General features: G+C 64.9%; 4 protein-coding genes. 1 reads left to right on the forward strand and 3 read right to left on the reverse strand.

What is annotated here, in order from left to right; all coding sequences use genetic code 11:
* Positions 1-1,298 precede the first annotated feature (1,298 nt).
* The 3 genes from J3P88_RS18240 to J3P88_RS18250 all read right to left on the reverse strand — a co-directional run bounded on the left by J3P88_RS18240 (position 1,299) and on the right by J3P88_RS18250 (position 4,438).
* The gene (locus J3P88_RS18240) at positions 1,299-1,910 is read right to left on the reverse strand and encodes an aspartyl/asparaginyl beta-hydroxylase domain-containing protein (protein ID WP_072412270.1); all 612 of its coding nucleotides are present in this window, start codon (positions 1,908-1,910) and stop codon (positions 1,299-1,301) included.
* A gap of 156 nt (positions 1,911-2,066) precedes the next feature.
* Positions 2,067-3,437 (reverse strand): MFS transporter, encoded by a 1,371-nt coding sequence (locus tag J3P88_RS18245; RefSeq protein ID WP_434570775.1) that lies wholly within the window; start codon positions 3,435-3,437, stop codon positions 2,067-2,069.
* Entirely contained in the window at positions 3,434-4,438 is a 1,005-nt protein-coding gene (locus J3P88_RS18250; RefSeq protein ID WP_434570777.1) for a cupin-like domain-containing protein, read from the reverse strand. The genes J3P88_RS18245 and J3P88_RS18250 overlap by 4 nt, the downstream gene beginning before the upstream one ends.
* Before the next feature lie 364 nt (positions 4,439-4,802).
* Here J3P88_RS18250 and J3P88_RS18255 point away from each other — a divergent pair, with 364 nt between their 5' ends.
* Entirely contained in the window at positions 4,803-20,912 is a 16,110-nt protein-coding gene (locus J3P88_RS18255) for an amino acid adenylation domain-containing protein (RefSeq protein ID WP_434570779.1), read from the forward strand.

Consider the following 20,912-nt stretch of genomic DNA (forward strand, 5'->3'; position numbering starts at 1 on the left):
CTGTGGGATTGGTGGCTTCTCGCATTTCGGTCTGTGTGTAATCCATTGCTGCGGTATTGGTAGGCCTGTGGGAGTGAGCTTGCTCGCGATGGCGGAATGTCAGTCAATGAAGAGGTTGGATGTGCCGGCCCCTTCGCGAGCAAGCCCGCTCCCACAGGGGGACTGGGTGCGCATGAGTTATGTGGCTGCTGCTGAAGATCCAGTGTGGGAGCGGGCTTGCTCGCGAAGGCGGAATGTCAGTCAATGAAGAGGTTGGATATGCCGGCCCCTTCGCGAGCAAGCCCGCTCCCACAGGGGGCTGGATGCGCATGAGTTATGTGGCTGCTGCTGAAGATCCAGTGTGGGAGCGGGCTTGCTCGCGAAGGCGGAATGTCAGTCAATGAAGAGGTTGGATATGCCGGCCCCTTCGCGAGCAAGCCCGCTCCCACAGGGGGGCTGGATGCGCATGAGTTATGTGGCTGCTGCTGAAGATCCAGTGTGGGAGCGGGCTTGCTCGCGAAGGCGGAATGTCAGTCAATGAAGAGGTTGGATGTGCAGGCCCCTTCGCGAGCAGGCTCGCTCCCACAGGGGGCTGGATGCGCATGAGTTATGTGGCTGCTGCTGAAGATCCAGTGTGGGAGCGGGCTTGCTCGCGAAGGCGAATGTCAGTCAATGAAGGGGTTGGATATGCCGGCCCCTTCGCGAGCAAGCCCGCTCCCACAGGGGGCTGGATGCGCATGAGTTATGTGGCTGCTGCTGAAGATCCAGTGTGGGAGCGGGCTTGCTCGCGAAGGCGGAATGTCAGTCAATGAAGAGGTTGGATATGCCGGCCCCTTCGCGAGCAAGCCCGCTCCCACAGGGGGGCTGGATGCGCATGAGTTATGTGGCTGCTGCTGAAGATCCAGTGTGGGAGCGGGCTTGCTCGCGAAGGCGGAATGTCAGTCAATGAAGAGGTTGGATATGCCGGCCCCTTCGCGAGCAAGCCCGCTCCCACAGGGGACTGGATGCGCATGAGTTATGTGGCTGCTGCTGAAGATCCAGTGTGGGAGCGGGCTTGCTCGCGAAGGCGGAGTGTCAGTCAATGAAGAGGTTGGATGTGCCGGCCCCTTCGCGAGCAAGCCCGCTCCCACAGGGGACTGGGTGTACATGAATTTTTGTGCCTACCGAAAATCCAGCGTGGGAGCAAAGCTTGCTCGCGATAGCCGTGGCTCGGTCAATGAAGATGTTGGATATGCCGGCCTCTTCGCGAGCAGGCTCGCTCCCACAGGCCTATGGATAACCATCAATCCCGTGGGCACCGCAAGCGAGCTCGGTCCGTATCAAGCCACCATATGTTTCTCACGATGAAACTCAAGATACAACACCGTCCGGTGAGCCCTGGACGCATTCACCGCAAAGTGGTCCAGCGACCCATCAAAGATCACCAGGTTGCCATTGGTGCTTTGGTTAAAGCTCCCGTTGACGTTGAGGTAGGCATAGTTCTGCGTAGTAGGCGCATCGATGGTCAATTGCATATGCAGCAGCCCCTCCTCCCAAGTGCCGGTATGAGAGTGAGTACCGAGGAACACGTTGGGCTCCATGCGCAACAAGGCGCAGAGCTTGATGCCAGGAATCTTGCTCAGCAGCTCGATAGTCCCGGGCATGGCGTCGCGGGCGTAGGGGATCGGGGTGTCGTAGGCCACCAGGCCGTACTGGGTCCACTCCGGCATGATATCCATGTCGTCACCCCACCCCCAGAGCCAGCCGTACTCTCCTCCCGCCGCCATGTGTGCATCGATCTCCTCGACGATTTCGGCGATCTGCTTGCCCACGCGGTTGATCGTCAGGGTCGGCGCATTGAGGGCCAGAAATTCCTCGCGGATCACTTCCCAGTTGTCGGCCAGGTTCTTCAGTTGCGGAAAACGGCTGGGATCATAAAACGACGGGCGCATAGGTACTCCTTTTATTGAGGTTGTCGATTCCGCTGGCAATGCCAGATTGTCCTGTCCGCCGGATGCCTTGGGGCGTAGCAGGAGAGCCTGCCAAGGGTGACCCACCGGGCGCGGCCTGTCTGTCACGGGAATCAGGTACACCGGGGCCGACTGGCATTACAGGGGCTCGGCCTGGGGGTTCTCGATCATTCGCGCGACAGTCGTCGGCACTGGCGGTTCGTCCAGTCGACGCATCGGTCCGTAGAGCAAGACGCTCAACGGCAGCAGCGCGAACAACACGCCGGCCACCACGAACAGCAGCCCCACGCCCCGCCCCGGGCCCACGCCCAGCCAGCGTCCGATCGAGTCGGCGTAAAGACCACCGGGTACCAACGCCGGCTGAAACCAGTGGTCCACCAGGAAACCGCCGACGATCACCGCCAGGCTGGTGGTGGCGATGGTCAACATGCTGATCAAGGCAAACACACTGGCACGGCTGTCGGCGGGAATCCTGCGCATCCACAGCGAGTTCACGCTGGCGTCGGCGATGCTCGCCATGGTGATCGCGACAAAGGCCAGCGCGCAGTAGGCGAAAACCTGCGAGACCAGCCCCAAGGCGACGACACAGGCCGCCAGCAACAGATCGGCCACCGCCACCAACGCCATCAACCGGCGTGGGTTGCCCATGGAGATCAGCAGCCCCGCGCCAGCCAGTCCACCCAGGGCCGCCCAGGTGTAGGCCATCCCCAAGGCCTGGCTGCCCAGGGTCGACAGCAGCAACGGCGTCATCATCAGCGTGGCCAGTGACAACAGCGCCGTGCGCATCATGGTGTAGACCAGCAACCCGGCCATCAGCCGCTCGGCGACAAAGAACTTCAGCGCGGCGGCGACATTCCCCAGCGCCCCGCCGAACACCGTGCCTTTGGGCGCGCTGTCCTGGCGCCCCGGCGCGCCTCGCACATGGGAGAACGCCTTGATCACCAGCAAGGTGCCGGAGCAGAAGGTCATCAGGTCCACCGCCAGGATCGTCACCAGCCCGGCACTGGCCATGATCGCCCCCGCCAGCAGCGGTGCCACCAGGGCCGAAGCGTTCTTGCTGATGCTGATCAACCCCGAGGCCCGGGTGAACTTGTCAGGGGCGACAATCGTACTGACAGCCGCTTGATAGGCGGGCTTGCGAAAGGCGCCAACAATCGACGCCAGGCAATTGAAAACGTACAAGTGCAGCGGCTCCAGCCGTTCGAACCAGAGCAGCGCCATGCCCCCCAGGAGCAGCACCGCCAGGGTCACGTCGCAACAGACAATGATCACCCGATGGCTGATCCGGTCGGCCAGCCCACCTGCCAAGGGCAAGAACAACACGGCCGGCAGTGTTGCCGCCAGTACCACGTTGGCGAACGCCACCGCCGAGCCGGTATGGTTGTACACCCAGACGCCCAGGGCGAATTCCATCAGCGCCGTGCCCACCACCGCCAGCGACTCGCCGCACCAGAGGAAATAGAAACCGCGCCCCAAATCGAAACCCCGGCGGCCGCTCCCTACGCTCATGGGCGCACATCGCGAGGCGTGACGGCACCGATGAATTTGTCCAACAGCCGATAGGCCAGGGAATAGAGCACCGCGCCAAATACCAACGGCGCAAAACGGGAGAATAGATAAGTGCGCAACACCCGCCTGGCGATGGGCGAGCTGATGTTGCCGCTGACATGCAAAGGCGTCGGGAACGTCGCCGCGACGGTCGCGCCGAATTCATCATCCAGCGATTGCACCGCGTGCCACCAGTAGACCGGGATGTACAACGCATCCCCCGGCTCCACCACCGTGCGCAGCGCCCGCAAGGCTAGCGTCCCCGGGAAGCGCCCGGTGTCGATGTCGTACAGGTAGCCCGCTTGCTCGATCACCGGGCGCAAGGCTCGCCAACTGGCTTCGTCTGGCGGTAACAGCAACACTTCCTTGGCGCCGACGACCTGGGCCATGAAGGTTTCGTCGACGACATGGAAGTGCCAATCGGTATAGGAATTGCGGTACAGGAAGCTGCGATGGGGCGGATAGTGCCGGGACTTGCCCAACTGCGGCATGAACGGCAATCCACCAACATCTTCCTTCATCTGTTCGATGGCCGAGCCTTCGGAGAACCGGCAACTGTCGGCCACCAACGGCGAATCACCCACGCTCAGGTCGTCGAGAAACTGGTGGAACGGCACCTCCCGGTAGACCGTCTTGGCGTATTCGGTCAACTCGGCCTTGACCTGTGGATTGGACCAGCCGATGACCTCGGAAACAATCTGCGAGCGCACCACCACCGCACTGTTGCGCGAATGCGCCTTGAGGTAGTCCAGGCGCTGCCATTTATGGAAAGCCGGCCAATGCCGTACCGCATTCTTGACCAGGCAGGGACGGTTGCGATTGACGTAGCGGCGAGTGAATTCCTCTTTGGAAATCGCCAGCGCATCGATCACTTCGACGGCGCCCGCCTGCGGGTGATTGGGGAAGCGGGACAAGCTCCAGAACTTCGTCGCTGGGTGATCCGATTCGGCGGTTAATGGCATTTTCGACCCTCGCAAGCACACACTCAGGGCCGTTGGTATAACAGACTCGCACGACCACGCCCAAGCACCGCAAAGCCCCACTCCGCGCTGTTGTCCCTGCTTCCCATGACAGACATCCCAAGGCGGATGCTCTAGTTTTTTCTCACTTTGTGAAGGGATATCAGGCGCAGCCGAACGGCAGGACGGGGACTCTCGAAGGCTCGCAACGCAGCCCTCGCCACGCCGTCACCTCCAACGCTTTGCGCCGCCTGCGATGTCCTTCTCCACGGCTATTGATTCCGCCGACTGGCAGTCGTCCAGGTCTCCACCACTGCCATTCGAACGGAGAAAAACCTCAATCGATTCTGCAAGCAGGTGCTCCGAAATGGATTCGTCGACCGATATGTTGCCTACCCAAGACTCCGCGTCCCACGAGCTGGCCTCCGTCCAGCAGGGTATCTGGCTGGATCAGCTCGCACACCCGGACCTGCCCTACTACAACATCGGCATGTCCCTGGAGATCAAGGGCGAGATCGACATTGCACTGTTCGAGAAAGCCATCGAGCTGGTCGCCAACCGTCACGACACCCTGCGCCTGAGCTTCAGCCATGAAGGCGGCACCGGCCGCCAACGCGTCCTGCCCGAGGTCAAGGTGAACCTGGAGGTGGTGGAGTTCTCCGAGGCCGACGCCGACGCCGGCCTGGCCATGGACTATCTGCGCAACGCCTTTCGCCAACCCTTTGAATCGTTGACGGGCCAGCTCTGGGACGCGCGTATGGTCCGTTGCGGTCCGAACCGCCATTACTGGCTCGCCCGCTATCATCACTTGGTCACCGACGGCATTGGCGTGGCCCTGATCGGCCATGCCGTGGGTTCAGCCTACAACGCGCTGCTGGCCGGCAACGATGAAGTCGCCCAAGGACATTCCTACCTGTCGTTCCTGGAAGATGACCGGGCTTACCTCGCCTCGTCCCGCTATGAGCGCGACCGCCAGTTCTGGCAGGACACCTACGCCCAGATGCCGCCATCGCTGCTGCAGCGCCGGGCCGATTTCAAGACCGGCCAGGCCAATGAATTGGCGCCCAGCGCCCAGGTCCAGGCGATGTTGCCGCGGGCGCTGTACAACGCCTTGACCCAATTTGCCAGCGAACGCAGCCTCTCGGTCGCTCATGTGCTGATCAGCGTGGTCGCCACTTATTTCTGCCGCACGGTCGGCGTCGATGAAATCGTCATCGGCATGCCCGTGCATAACCGGACCACGGCCCGGGCGAAAGAAACCGCAGGCATGTTTTCCTCGGTCAGCCCCATCCGCCTGCCCGTCGACTTCGACGCCTCGCTGCTGGACCTGATGCACGCCGCTGGCGGGCAATTGCGCCGCTGCTACCGTCACCAGCGTTTCCCCATCGCCGAACTCAATCGCACCTTGCGCCTGGCCCAGACCGGGCGTCGACAACTGTTCGACGTGTCACTGTCGTTCGAAAGCCTGGACGGCGACGATCAGTTCGGCGGCACCTCGTCCACGGTCATCACCATGGACAACGGCTACGAACAGACGCCCATGGCGATCTTCGTGCGCGACTACCATCCGTTCGAAGACGTCCATCTGGATTTCAACTTCAACACCGCCTACTTCAACCTGGAAGAGGCCCGGTACCTGCAACAACGCATCGTCTCGATGCTCGAGGCGGTGCTGGAGCAACATGACACCCCCGTGGGGCATTACCCGCTCATGAGCGAGGCTGAGCGGCAACGCCTGCTGGTCGAATTCAACGCCACGGCCCGGGAATATCCACGGGACGTGTTGATCCACCAGTTGTTCGAACAGCAAGCCCAGCAGCGTCCCCACGCCTGCGCCGTACGCGGCGATGCCGGGCCGTTGCTCAGCTATGAACAACTCAACCGCCAGGCCAATCGGCTGGCCCATCGCCTGATCGCCCTGGGCGTGAAACCGGACGACCGAGTCGCCGTGAGCCTGCGGCGTGGACCGGAAATGGTCATTGCCCTGCTGGGGACGCTCAAGGCCGGGGCCGCCTACGTGCCCATCGATCCGGACCTGCCGCGCGCCCGTCAGGCGTTCATGCTCGACGACAGCAGCCCCCGGGCCGTGCTGACCAGCCAGGCGCTGCAAGACCAGTTGCCAGCGTTGGATGCGCCGCTGCTGGTCCTCGATAACCCCGCACAATTGGCCGCTCAACCCGAACACAACCCGGACCCGCAGGCCCTCGGCCTGGCCCCCACTCACCTGGCCTACGTGCTCTACACCTCCGGCTCCACCGGTACCCCCAAAGGGGTGATGAATGAACACCTCGGCGTGGTCAACCGCCTGTTATGGGCTCGGGACGAATACCGTGTCGATGCCAACGACCGGGTGCTGCAAAAGACCCCGTTCGGTTTCGACGTGTCGGTCTGGGAGTTTTTCCTGCCGCTGCTGGCCGGCGCCGAGCTGGTCATGGCGCGCCCAGGCGGCCATCAGGAGCCGGACTACCTGGCCCGGCTGATGCGCCAGGCCGGCATCACGCTGCTGCACTTTGTGCCGTCGATGCTCGACCTGTTCCTCGAACACCACGACGGACAGGCCTTCCCTGAACTGCGGCGCGTGCTGTGCAGCGGCGAAGCCCTGCCCCGCAGCCTGCAACGGCGTTTCGAACAGCAGTTACAAGCGGTCGAACTGCATAACCTCTACGGCCCGACCGAGGCGGCCATCGACGTGACGGCCTGGCAGTGCCGCGCCAGTGACCCCGGCGAAAGCGTGCCCATCGGCCGGCCGATCGCCAACATTCAAATGCACGTGCTCGATGGCCGTGGCGCACCACAACCCTTGGGCGTCTCGGGAGAAATCCACATTGGTGGTATCGGCGTGGCCAGGGGTTACCTGAACCAACCGCAATTGAGCGCCGAACGCTTTATCGCCGACCCGTTCAGCACTGAGCCGAACGCGCGCCTGTACAAGACCGGCGACCTTGGTCGCTGGCTCGCCAACGGTGCCCTGGAGTATCTGGGCCGCAATGACTTCCAGGTGAAGATCCGTGGCTTGCGCATCGAGATCGGCGAAGTCGAAGCAGCCCTGGCGTTGTGCCCGGGTGTTCGCGAGGTGGTGGTCATTGCCCGGGAAGACTTTCCAGGGCAGCCGGACAGCAAGCGTCTGGTCGCCTATGTCTGCGGTGAACCGATCCCGGCCGAACAACTGCGTAGCGCCTTGCTCAAGCATCTACCCGAATACATGGTGCCCAGCGCCTTCGTCCACCTCGATGCCTTGCCCCTGACCGCCAACGGCAAGCTCGACCGCCGCGCCCTGCCGGCCCCCGGCCTGGAATCCCTGGCCAGCAAATCCTACGAAGCGCCCCTGGGCGACACCGAAATCGCCCTCGCCGGTATCTGGAAAGACCTGCTGCAACTGGATCAGGTCGGCCGCCACGACGGCTTCCTCGAACTCGGCGGCCACTCCCTGCTGACCGTGCAGTTGCAGGCCCGCTTGCATCAGGACCTCGGTGTCGAGATCGACCTGCGTACCCTCTTCGCCCAGGCCTCGTTGAGCGAACTGGCCCAACGCGTGGATCAGGCCGGCCAATCCCAGGTCCAGCCCATCGAAGTCGTGTCCCGCGACCAGGCGTTGCCGCTGTCCTTGGCCCAGCAACGCCTGTGGTTCCTCGATCAACTGGACCACACCGCCAGCGTCGCCTATCACATGCCCGCCGCGCTGCACCTGCGCGGCAACCTGGATCGCAAGGCCCTGCAACGGGCCCTGGATCGCATCGTCGCCCGTCACGAAAGCCTGCGCACCACCTTCGAACGCCGTGACGGCGAAGTCCGCCAGCGCTTCGCCGCCGACATCGGCTTCGCCTTGCAGGAGCACGACCTGCAAGCCCTGGACGCCGACGCCCGCCAAGCGGCCGTGAGCCAACTGACCCAGGCCGAAGCCCGGGACGCCTTCGACCTCAGCCAGGGCCCGCTGATTCGCGGCCGCCTGCTGTGCCTGGCTGAAGACGAACACATCCTGCTGGTGACCCAGCACCACATCGTCTCCGATGGTTGGTCGGTGGCGGTATTGATCGGTGAGTTCAACGCCCTCTACGCCGCGTTCAGCCAGCAGCTCGACGACCCGCTGCCGCCCCTGGCGCTGCAATACGCCGACTACGCCAGCTGGCAACAGCAGCACCTGCAAGGCGAACGCTTGCACGCCCAGGTCGATTTCTGGAAAGCACACCTGGACGGCGCCCCGGCGCTGCTGGAACTGCCCAGCGACCACCCACGGCCGCAAGTGCAAAGCTACCAAGGCGCCGCGCTGGCCCTGCAACTGCCCGCGCCACTCAGCGCCCGCTTGCGCCGCTTCAGCCAGCAACAAGGCCTGACCCCGTTCATGACCTTGCTCGGTGCCTGGTCGATCCTGCTCTCACGCCTGAGCAACCAGCCGCAGGTGGTGGTCGGCACGCCGGTGGCCAACCGTCCACGGCGGGAAACCGAGGCCTTGATCGGCTTCTTCGTCAACACCCTGGCCCTGCGCATCGACGTCCAGGCCCACAGCCGTGTCGAGCAGTTGCTGGCGCACATCAAGGCCTCCACCCTCGACGCCTACAGCCATCAGGACCTGCCGTTCGAGCAAGTGGTCGAAGCCCTGCAACCGGAACGCAGCCTCGGCCACAGCCCGTTGTTCCAAGCCATGTTGGTGCTGGGTAACACGCCACGGGACCAGGCCCTGGAACTGCCGGGCCTGAGTTTGACACCGCTGCCCCAGCCCACCGGCACCACCCAGTTCGACGTGAGCCTGTCCCTCAACGACGACGGCGAGCACATCAGCGGCCAGTTCGAATACGCCACCGACTTGTTCGATGAAAGCACCATCGCCCGTTGGGGCCAGCATTTGCTGCACCTGCTCGATGCCATGCTCGACGATGCCACGCAGCCGCTGGCGACCTTGCCGTTGCTGGACAACCTGCAACGTCGCCAATTGCTCGGCGTTTTCAACCAGACCCACGCCCCCTTCCCCGAAGGCCGGCTGGTGCATGAATGGTTCGAGGAGCATGCACAAGCCCAGCCTCAGGCCCTCGCGGTCCAGGCGCAGGGCTCCTCGCTCAGCTATGCCGAACTCAATGCCCGGGCCAACCGCATCGCTCACCGCTTGATCGCCGCCGGCCTGCGCCCGGATGAACGCGTGGCGCTGCTGGTGGAACGCAGCCCCGAGATGATCATCGGCATCCTGGCCATCCTCAAGGCCGGTGGTGCCTACGTGCCGCTGGACCCGAACTATCCGCAGGATCGCTTGCAGCACATGCTCAGTGACAGCTCGCCTCGGGTACTGCTCAGCCAAGGCCGGCTGGCGGAACAATTGCCACCGCTGGGAATCGCGCAACTGTCGCTGGACGACTCGGCCGAAGGCGACGACCACAACCCAAGGGTCGAAGGCTTGACCTCCCGGCACCTGGCCTACGTCATGTACACCTCCGGCTCCACGGGCAAACCGAAAGGGGTGATGCTCGAGCACCGTTCGGTGTGCAACCAGATCGGTGCCCTGCAAGAACGCTATGGCCTCAACCCTCGCGATCGCGTCCTGCAATTCGCCACCATGACGTTCGACATGTCGGTGGAAGAAATTTTTGGTGCACTGCTGTCCGGCGCTACCCTGGTGCTGCGCAGCGATGCCTGGGTCGCCGGCACCGCAGCCTTCGCCACATTGTGCGAACAGCATGGGATCACCGTCGCGAACCTGCCGACAGTGTTCTGGCAACAGCTCAGCCGTGATCGACATGTGCCGCTGCCGACCTCGTTGCGCCAGTTCATGATCGGTGGCGAAGCGGTGGGCAAGCAGGCCGTGAGCCAATGGTTCGCCCGTGCCGGCCATCGCCCGGCGCTGTTCAATGCCTACGGCCCGACCGAGGCCACCGTGAACGCCTCGATCCGCCTGATGGAAAGCGACCACGACGATTTCCGCTCCATCGGCAAACCGGTGCGCAACACCCAGCTGCATGTGCTCGATGCCAGCGGCAACCTCGTCCCGCTCGGCGTTGCTGGCGAGATTCACATTGGTGGCGTCGGTGTCGCTCGCGGTTACCTCAATCGCCAGGCATTGACGGCCGAGCGTTTCATCGTCGACCCGTTCAGCACCGACCCGGACGCCCGCCTGTACAAGACCGGCGACCTCGGCCGCTGGCTGCCTGACGGTACCCTGCAGTACCTGGGCCGCAATGACGACCAGGTGAAGATCCGCGGTTTCCGCGTGGAACTGGGTGAGATCGAAGCGCTCCTCGCCGGCTGCGCCGGTGTGCGTGAAGCGGTGGTGGTGGCCCAGGAGAGCCAACCGGGTCAATCGGACAGCAAGCGCTTGATCGCGTACCTGTGCGGTGAACCGGTGCCGGTGGAGCAGTTGCGCAGCGTATTGCTGGCGGCCTTGCCTGACTACATGGTGCCCAGCGCCTTCGTCCAACTCGAAGCCCTGCCGTTGACCCCCAACGGCAAGCTCGACCGCCGCGCCCTGCCCGCACCAGGCCAGGAAGCGTTCGCCAGCCGAGCCTACGAGGCCCCACGGGGCGAGGTCGAACAAAGCGTCGCGACAGTCTGGCAAGACCTGCTGGGCATCGAGAAAGTCGGTCGGCATGACCGTTTCTTCGAACTCGGCGGACATTCGCTGCTGGCCGTGAGCTTGATCGATCGCTTGCGCCAACAGGGCCTGAGCGCCACGGTGCGCACCGTGTTCACCGCCCCCAGCCTGCGGGAGATGGCCCAGGCCTTGAATCGCAGCGATGAGCCCTTGTTCCTGGCCCCGGCCAACCGCATCCCGGCCGATTGCACGGCGCTGACACCGGACATGCTGCCCCTGGTGGAACTGACCCCGGCGCAACTGGAACGGATCGTCAGCGCCGTACCTGGCGGCGCCGCCAACGTACAGGACATCTACCCCCTGGCCCCGTTGCAACAGGGCATCCTGTTCCATCATTTGCTCGGGCACGAAGGCGACGCCTACCTGGTGCGCTCGATGATCGAGTTCGACAACCGCCAGCGCCTCGATGCCTTCACCGCAGCCTTGCAACAGGTGATCGACCGCCACGACATCCTGCGCAGTGCCGTCCATTGGGTCGGCCAGCCACAGGCGGTCCAGGTGGTGCAGCGCCAGGCCGCGCTGCCGATCCAACCCCTCACCCTGGCGGCCGATGAGGACCCGCGCGCGCAACTGGAGCGCTTGAGCGATCCACGCCACCTGCGCCTGGATCTGCAACAGGCCCCGTTGATGCGCGCCTGCATCGCCCAGGATCCGCATTCCGAACGCTGGTGGCTGGCCCTGCTGGACCACCACATGATCAGCGACCACGTGTCCCTGGGCATCGTCCTCGAAGAAATCCAGCAACTGATGCAGGGCCAGGGCGCCCAGCTGCCGGCGCCGATGCCTTATCGGGAGTTTGTCGCCCAGGTGCTCGCCACGCCGCCCCAGGCCCATGAGGCCTATTTCACCCGGCGCCTGGCCAGTGTCGAGGAACCCACCGCACCGTTCGGTGTGCTGGACGTCCAGGGCGATGGCGCCCAGGTGGTCGAAACCAGCGTGCGTCTGGACCGCGACTTGAACCTGCGGATCCGCGCTCAAGCGCGCCTGGCCGGCGTGACACCGGCGGTGCTGTTTCATATCGCCTGGGCCCAGGTGCTCGGGCGCTGCACCGGCCGCGACGACGTGGTGTTCGGCACGGTGGTCGCCGGCCGTCTGCAAGGCTCGCTGGGCGCCGACCGGGCCCTTGGTGTATTCATCAACACCTTGCCGGTGCGGGTACGACTGGCCGGGTTTGGCGTCAGTGCGCTGGTGGACGAAACCTACCGCGACCTCAGCGAACTGCTCGCCCACGAACAGGCCTCCCTGGCCCTGGCCCAACGTTGCAGCGGTGTCGGCACGGGCCTGCCGCTGTTCACCACGTTGCTCAACTACCGCCATCAGACCGACGGCGGCTCGCTGGCCAACGAAGACCAGGTCTTGGCCTGGGACGGCGTGCGCTTCCTGAGCAACGAAGCCCGCACCAACTACCCGATCGAAGTGGCCGTGGCGGATGAAGGCGACGATTTCTCCGTGACCGCGCAGTCCATCACCGGCATCGACCCGCAACGCATCGCCGCCTACCTCGCCCAGGCCGTGGGCGCATTGGTCGACGCCCTTGAACAGGCCCCGGAACGCCTCGCCGGCCAATTGGACGTGCTGCCCGCCAGCGAGCGGCAATTGCTGCTGACGGACTTCAACCGCACCACCAGCGATTTCGGCGCCGCGCAACCGATCCATCACCTGTTCGAAGCCCAGGTCCAGGCCAACCCCGACGCCGTGGCCCTGGTCTGCGAAGAGCAGCAACTGACCTACCGCCAGCTCAATCGCCGCGCCAACCACCTGGCCCGGCAGTTGCTCGCCCTCGGTGTCGAGCCCGATCAGCGTGTCGCCGTCTGTGCCGAGCGCAGCCTGGACATGATCGTCGGCCTGCTCGGCGTGCTCAAGGCTGGCGCCGCCTATGTGCCCATCGACCCGGCCCATCCCGCCGAGCGCATGGCCTTCATGCTCAACGACAGCCAACCACGGGCGCTGTTGACCCAGTCAGCCCTGTCGTTGCCAGCGGGCGAGCTCCCGCTGCTGTTGCTTGATACCCATGAGTCGCTGCAAGCGGCGGATGACGCTGATTGCGATGCGAATCCGCAGGTAGCGGGCCTGACCGCCGAACACCTGGCCTATGTTATCTACACCTCCGGTTCCACCGGCCAGTCCAAGGGCGTGATGGTCGAGCACCGCTCGGTGTTCAACTTCTGGCACGTGCTCGGCCGCACCACCCACCAGCACTGCCCGAGCCCGGCCACCGTGGCGCTGAATGCCGGGTTCTTCTTCGACATGTCGATCAAGGGCATCTCGCAGCTGTTCTCCGGCCACCGGCTGGTGATCATCCCGCAGCTGATCCGTGCCAGCGGCCATGAACTACTGGACTTCCTCGAACAGCACCAGGTGCACGCCTTCGACTCCACGCCGTCACAACTGGACACCCTGCTCGCCGCTGGCCTGCTGGAACGCAGCAGCTACCAACCGGTGAGCGTGCTGCTCGGCGGCGAGGCGATCAATGCCGCGACCTGGACGAAGTTGCGCGACTGCCCGAGCATCCGTTTCTACAACATGTACGGCCCGACCGAATGCACGGTGGACGCCACCATCGACCTGATCCGCGACCTCGGCGAACGCCCGAGCATTGGCCGGCCGATTGCCAACGTCCAGGTGCATGTGCTCGATGCCCTTGGTGAACCGACACCGTTGGGTGTGGCCGGTGAACTGCACATCGGCGGCGCCGGCGTGGCCCGGGGTTACCTGAACCGGCCCGAGCTGAGCGCCGAGCGTTTCGTCGCCGACCCGTTCAGCACCGCGCCGAACGCGCGCCTGTACAAGACCGGCGACCTCGGTCGCTGGTTGGCCGACGGCACGTTGGAATACCTGGGGCGCAATGACTTCCAGGTGAAAATCCGTGGTTTCCGCATCGAGTTGGGGGAGATCGAGAACGTCTTGCTCGGCTGTGCCGGTGTCACCGATGCCGTGGTGATCGCTCGCGAGGACAATCGCCTGGTGGCGTACCTGTGCGGTGAGCCGGCCAATGCCGAACAACTGCGCAGCACCCTGCTCAAGCACCTGCCCGAATACATGGTGCCCAACGCCTTCGTCCACCTCGATGCCCTGCCCCTGACTGCCAACGGCAAGCTCGACCGCCGCGCCCTGCCGGCCCCCGGCCTGGAGTCCCTGGCCAGCAAAACCTACGAAGCGCCCCTGGGCGATACCGAAATCGCCCTCGCCGAGATCTGGAAAGACCTGCTGCAATTGGATCAGGTCGGCCGCCACGACGGCTTCCTCGAACTCGGCGGTCATTCCCTGCTGACCGTGCAGTTGCAGGCCCGCCTGCATCAGGACCTCGGTGTCGAGATCGACCTGCGTACCCTCTTCGCCCAGGCCTCGTTGAGCGAACTGGCCCAACGCGTGGATCAGGCCGGCCAATCCCAGGTCCAGCCCATCGAAGTCGTGTCCCGCGACCAGGCGTTGCCGCTGTCCTTGGCCCAGCAACGCCTGTGGTTCCTCGATCAACTGGACCACGCCGCCAGCGTCGCCTATCACATGCCCGCCGCGCTGCACCTGCGCGGCAACCTGGATCGCAAGGCCCTGCAACGGGCCCTGGATCGCATCGTCGCCCGTCACGAAAGCCTGCGCACCACCTTCGAACGCCGTGACGGCGAAGTCCGCCAGCGCTTCGCCGCCGCCGACATCGGCTTTGCCTTGCAGGAGCACAACCTGCAAACCCTGGACGCCGATGCCCGCCAAGCGGCCGTGACGCAACTGACCCAGGCCGAAGCCCGGGACGCCTTCGACCTCAGCCAAGGCCCGCTGATTCGCGGCCGCCTGCTGTGCCTGGCCGAAGACGAACACATCCTGCTGGTGACCCAGCACCACATCGTCTCCGACGGTTGGTCGGTGGCGGTATTGATCGGTGAGTTCAACGCCCTCTACGCCGCGTTCAGCCAGCAGCTCGACGACCCGCTGCCGCCCCTGGCCCTGCAATACGCCGACTACGCCAGCTGGCAACAGCAGCACCTGCAAGGCGAACGCTTGCACGCCCAGGTCGATTTCTGGAAAGCACACCTGGACGGCGCCCCGGCGCTGCTGGAACTGCCCAGCGACCACCCACGGCCGCAAGTGCAAAGCTACCAAGGCGCCGCGCTGGCCCTGCAACTGCCCGCGCCACTCAGCGCCCGCTTGCGCCGCTTCAGCCAGCAACAAGGCCTGACCCCGTTCATGACCTTGCTCGGTGCCTGGTCGATCCTGCTCTCACGCCTGAGCAACCAGCCGCAGGTGGTGGTCGGCACGCCGGTGGCCAACCGTCCACGGCGGGAAACCGAGGCCTTGATCGGCTTCTTCGTCAACACCCTGGCCCTGCGCATCGACGTCCAGGCCCACAGCCGTGTCGAGCAGTTGCTGGCGCACATCAAGGCCTCCACCCTCGACGCCTACAGCCATCAGGACCTGCCGTTCGAGCAAGTGGTCGAAGCCCTGCAACCGGAACGCAGCCTCGGCCACAGTCCGCTGTTCCAGGCCATGTTGGTGCTGGGTAACACGCCACGGGACCAGGCCCTGGAACTGCCGGGCCTGAGTTTGACACCGCTGCCGCAGCCCACCGGCACCACCCAGTTTGACGTGAGCCTGTCCCTCAACGACGACGGCGAGCACATCAGCGGCCAGTTCGAATACGCCACCGACTTGTTCGATGAAAGCACCATCGCCCGATGGGGCCAGCATTTGCTGCACCTGCTCGATGCCATGCTCGACGATGCCACGCAGCCGCTGGCGACCTTGCCGTTGCTGGATAATGCGCAGCGCCGGCAACTGCTGGAAACCTTCAACCCGGCCAGCGTTGCCTTGGACGAAAGCCCGAGTCGCTTCCCTCACGCCGTGTTCGAGGCCCAGGCGAGCCTGACCCCGGATGCCGTGGCGCTGGTCTGCGCCGGCGAGTCCTTGAGCTACGCCGACCTCAACGCCCAGGCCAACCGCGTCGCCCACCGCTTGATCGCACTGGGTGTGCAGCCCGACGACATCGTCGGCCTGTGCGCGCGCCGCAGTCCGCACATGCTGATCGGCCTGTTGGGCATCCTCAAAGCCGGCGCGGCCTATCTGCCGCTCGACCCACAGTACCCAGCCCAACGCCTGGCCCACATGCTGGCCGACAGCAAGCCGCGGGCCCTGGTCCACCCATCCGGCCTGGACGAACTGCCGGTGCCCCAAGGCCTGGCGACGCTGGAACTGGGCAGCGCGGCGTTGGCCCAAGCCCCGACTCACAACCCTCAAGTGAAAGGGCTGAATTTCAGTCACCTGGCCTACGTGATCTACACCTCCGGCTCCACCGGCTTGCCCAAAGGCGTGATGGTCGAACATCGCGGCTTGCGCAACCTGCTGGACTGGTACCTCGAAGACTTGGCCTTCCATGCCGGCGACGCGGTGTTGTTGGCGTCCTCCTACAACTTCGACCTGACCCAGAAGAACATCCTCGCGCCGCTGATGGTCGGGGCCACGCTGCACCTGGCCGCCGAACCCTTCAACCCCGGCGCCATCGTCGCCCAGGTCGCCGAGGCCGGGATCAGCCACCTCAACATGTCGCCCAGCGCCTTCCACGCCTTGGTGGACGCCGATCAACAGCAAGGCCTCGCCTGCCTGAAACGGGTAGTGCTCGGCGGAGAGCCGATCCAGGTCGCCATGCTGGAAAAACTCCCCCAGCCACGGCCGACGGTGATCAACAGCTACGGACCGACCGAATGCAGTGACGTGGTCGCCTGGTACACCGCCGACAGCGACCTGGCGACCTACCGGCACCAATCGATCCCGATTGGCCGGCCGATTCGCAACCTGCAATTGCATGTGCTGGACGCCCACGGGCAACTGCTGCCGATGGGCGTACCCGGCGAGATCCACATCGGCGGCATCGGTGTGGCCCGCGGTTACCTCAACCTGCCGCAACTGAGCAGTGAGCGCTTCATCGCCGACCCGTTCTATGGCAAGGCCGACGCGCGTTTGTACAAGACCGGTGACATCGGTCGCTGGTTGCCGGACGGCACGTTGCAGTACCTGGGACGCAATGATGACCAAGTGAAGATCCGTGGCCTGCGGGTCGAGTTGGGGGAAATCGAAGCTGCCCTCGCCGCATTGGCGGGTGTGCGCGAAGCCGCAGTCGTCGCCCGCGATCATCAATCTGGCCAGCGCCTGGTGGCCTACTTGTGTGGCGAACCGGCCGCCGCCGGGCAACTGCGTGACGAACTGCTCAAGCGCCTGCCCCAACACATGGTGCCCAGCGCCTTCGTCGTGCTGGACGCCTTGCCGCTCACGCCCAATGGCAAGCTCGACCGCCGTGCCCTGCCCGAACCGGACCAGGACGCCTACGCCAGCCGGGCCTTTGAGGCGCCCGAGGGCCGCGTTGAATTGATCATTGCCGGGATCTGGCAAGCCCTGCTGGGCGTCGAGCGCATCGGTCGGCATGACGGCTTTTTCGAACTGGGTGGGCATTCGCTGATGGCCGTGAGCCTGATCGAACGCCTGCGCGAACAAGGCTTGAACGCGGACGTTCGCGCAATCTTCAGCACCGCGTCCCTGGCCGAGCTGGCCCAGGCCTTGACGCATGCCCCAAGCCCGGCGTTCCAGGCACCGGCCAACCGCATTCCCCCTGACTGCACAGCCCTGACCCCGGACATGCTGCCGTTGGTGGTCCTGACCCCGGATCACCTCGAACGTATCGTCGACGCCATCCCTGGCGGTGCCGCGAACATCCAGGACATCTACCCCCTGGCACCGCTGCAACAGGGCATCCTGTTCCATCATCTGCTCGGGCACGAAGGCGACGCCTACCTGCTGCGCTCGATGCTCGAGTTCGATGACCGCCAGCGCCTCGATGCCTTCACCAACGCCTTGCAACAGGTGATCGATCGCCACGACATTCTGCGCACCTGCGTGCATTGGGACGGTTTGCCCCAACCGGTGCAGGTGGTACAGCGCCAGGCACGCTTGCCGGTGCACAGCGTTTCCCTCGACAGCCACCAGGACCCGCTCAGCCAGCTCGAAGCCCTCAGCGACCCACGGCAACTGCGCCTGGATCTGCGCCAGGCGCCGCTGATGCGTGCCTGCATTGCCCAGGATCCGCATTCCGAACGCTGGCTGCTGGCGCTGCTCAACCATCACATGGCCAGCGACCACGTGACCCTGGAGTTTGTCCTGGAAGAAATCCACGCGATCCTCCATGACCAAGGCGAGGGCCTGGCGGCGCCACAACCCTATCGCGACTTCATTGCCCAGGCCCAGGCCATCCCGGCCGACATCCATGAAGCCTATTTCAGCCGCCGCTTGGCGGAGGTGGATGCACCCACCGCGCCCTTCGATCTGTTGGAGGTACAAGGCGACGGCCGCCACATCGAAGAAGCCAGCATGACGTTGAGCGTCGAGCTCAACCTGCGCCTGCGGGCACAGGCCCGGGAGCGCGGCATCACCCCGGCGACGCTGTTCCATGTCGCCTGGGCGCAGGTACTGGCCCGCTGCACCGGACGCGACGACGTGGTGTTCGGGACCGTGGTCGCCGGTCGCCTGCAAGGCTCGGCCGGTGCCGAGCGGGCGTTAGGTGTATTCATCAACACCCTGCCGGTGCGCGTGCCATTGACCGTCGGCGCCCACGAACAGGTGCTGGCCACTCACCGCGACCTGGTCGAGCTGCTGGCCCACGAACAAGCCTCCCTGGCCCTGGCGCAACGTTGCAGCGGCGTGCCCAGCGCCTTGCCGCTGTTCACCACGTTGCTCAACTACAGACACCAGCGCGACGACAGTCAATTGCAATGGCCGGGCATGCGCATCCTCGACAGTGCCGAGCGGACCAATTACCCGCTGACCTTGTCCGTCAATGACTACGGCGATGCCCTCGGCCTGACCGTGCAAAGCGTGCGGGCGGTGGACCCGCAGCGTATCTGCGCGCTGATGCAACGGGCCCTGGAGCAACTGACCCAGGCCCTAATGTACACGCCACGGATCCCGCTCGTGCAACTGGACGTGCTGCCGGCCCAGGAGCGCACCCTGCTGCTGGACACCTTTAACCAGACCGAGGTGGATTACCCGACTGGCCTGTGCATTCAGCAACTGTTCGAAGAGCAGGTCCGCCGCACGCCGGATACCTGCGCGTTGCTCGACAGCCGCCAATCCCTCAGTTATGCCGAGCTCAACGCCCAGGCCAACGGCCTGGCCCAGCAGTTGATCGCCGCTGGCGTCCTGCCGGGGGATCTGGTGGCCATCTGCGTCGAACGCGGCGTGGCGATGATCACGGGCCTGCTGGGGATTCTCAAGGCCGGTGGCGCCTACGTGCCGCTGGACCCGACCTACCCCGCCGAGCGCCTGGCCGCGATCATCGAGGACGCCAGGCCGCGCCTGTTGCTGGCCGACCCGGTCGGTCGCGCGGCCGTGGGCACCTTGCAGGAAGGCACTCGCTACCTGGCCATCGAGCGGGCACTGGCAACGTCATCGAGCAACCGTGATCCGCAACCCGACAGCGTCGGCCTGACGCCAGAGCACCTGGCCTATGTGATTTACACCTCGGGCTCCACCGGCAAGCCCAAGGGCGTGATGATCGAACACCGCAACCTGGTGAGCTCGACTCTGGCCCGAGGCACGGTGTACGGACCGGCGACCGGCAAGCGCTTCCTGCTGTTGTCGTCGATTGCCTTCGACAGCTCCGTGGCCGGGGTCTTCGGTACGCTGGTCAGTGGCGGCACCTTGTGCATCGCGGATGCCGACACTGCTCGCGATCCCGACGCCATCGCCCGTTTCATTGGCGAACAGGGCGTCACCTCGCTGCTGTGCGTACCGTCCCTGGGCCGCCTGGTGCTGGCAAGCCTTGGCAGCGGCAACGGCCATGGCAGCCTGCAAGAAATGATCGTCGCCGGCGAAGCCTGCCCCGCGCATTTGGTGCAGGCCTGTACCGCGCTGGAACCAGCGATCGCCTTGTACAACGAATACGGCCCCACCGAAGCCACCGTCTGGACCACGGTGCATCGCTGCACCGCCGAGGACCTGGGCACGGTGCCCATCGGGCGAGCGATTCCCAACAGTCGCTTGTATGTGCTCGACGAACAGCGCCAACCGGTGCCGCTCGGCGTGCCGGGCGAGCTCTACGTGGGCGGCGCCGGGGTTGCCCGTGGCTACCTGGACCGGGCGGCACTGAACGCCGAACACTTCCTCAGCGACCCGTTCGCCCCGGGCGACGAACCGCGGATGTACCGCACCGGCGACTTGGTGCGCCTGCGCGCCAACGGGGTGGTCGAGTTCCTCGGGCGTAACGACCAGCAGGTCAAGATCCGTGGTTTCCGTATCGAACCCGGTGAAATCGAGGCCCTGATGCTGACCCTGCCAGGGGTGCGCGAGGCGGCGGTCATCGCCCGCGAAGACACACCGGGGGCCACGCGCCTGGTGGCTTACCTGAGCGTCGAACCGCACCTGGCCGGCCGCAATGCCAGCAGCACGCTACGACCCTACCTGACCTCGCAATTGCCGGACTACATGGTCCCGGCGGCGTTCGTAGTCGTCGAGCATCTGCCACTGGGCCCCAACGGCAAGCTGGAACGCCGCGCCCTGCCCGCGCCCGGCAACGACGATTTCGCCCGCCGTCAGTACGAAGCGCCCAACGGCGAAACCGAGACGCTGCTGGCACAGATCTGGACCGATCTGCTGGGCCTGGAACGGATCGGCCGGCACGACGACTTCTTCGAACTCGGCGGTCACTCGCTGCTGGCGGTGCAAGTCACGCTCCGGGCGCGAGAGACCTTCGGCGTCGAAGTCCCCCTCAGGGGGCTGTTCGAACACCCGTCGCTGCTGGCCCTGGCCGACCTGATCAACACCTTGCAACTGGCGCAGTACGAGTCGGATGAATTGCTCGACCTGCAACAAGAAATGGCTTCGCTGTCAGAAAGCGAACTGCTCGCTATCGTCTCCAAGGATGCTTAA

The sequence above is a fragment of the Pseudomonas sp. Z3-6 genome, assembly GCF_051131985.1.
Classification (GTDB): Bacteria; Pseudomonadota; Gammaproteobacteria; order Pseudomonadales; family Pseudomonadaceae; genus Aquipseudomonas; species Aquipseudomonas zanjanensis.

What these genes read in the sequence shown, in the direction of transcription:
- J3P88_RS18245 (WP_434570775.1), bottom strand. Translation starts at nt 3,437, where the DNA reads ATGAGCGTAGGGAGCGGCCGCCGGGGTTTCGATTTGGGGCGCGGTTTC.
- J3P88_RS18240 (WP_072412270.1), bottom strand. Translation starts at nt 1,910, where the DNA reads ATGCGCCCGTCGTTTTATGATCCCAGCCGTTTTCCGCAACTGAAGAAC.
- J3P88_RS18255 (WP_434570779.1), top strand. Translation starts at nt 4,803, where the DNA reads ATGGATTCGTCGACCGATATGTTGCCTACCCAAGACTCCGCGTCCCAC.
- J3P88_RS18250 (WP_434570777.1), bottom strand. Translation starts at nt 4,438, where the DNA reads ATGCCATTAACCGCCGAATCGGATCACCCAGCGACGAAGTTCTGGAGC.